The organism is Psychrobacter sp. 16-MNA-CIBAN-0192 (assembly GCF_040309565.1).
Classification (GTDB): Bacteria; Pseudomonadota; Gammaproteobacteria; order Pseudomonadales; family Moraxellaceae; genus Psychrobacter.
Genome location: NZ_JBEOOX010000660.1, coordinates 1 through 241 on the forward strand (window position 1 = coordinate 1; position 241 = coordinate 241).

The window sequence follows — 241 nt, forward strand, 5'->3', positions numbered from 1 at the left end:
GCCATAAGCAGCAGTTTGCTGATAGATTGGGCGTGCCAAATCTAGCATTGCTGTTAAGCCGTATGGACGTAATTCGAAGTGTTGACGTATTAATTTAATCAATACTTCTTCTGATACTTTACCGGTACCGAATGTTTCAATACTAATAGACGTTGGCTCTGCAACACCAATAGCATATGACACTTGTAGCTCACAACGGTCAGCTAGACCAGCTGCAACGATATTTTTAGCTACATAACGT

Annotated in this window: 1 protein-coding gene; it reads right to left on the reverse strand. The window is 41.1% G+C overall.

The genetic code is table 11. The annotated features are described in order from the left end of the window. Positions 1-241, reverse strand: a 241-nt coding sequence (locus tag AAEY78_RS14755) for a methionine adenosyltransferase domain-containing protein (protein WP_352340222.1), incomplete at both ends; no start/stop codon positions are given.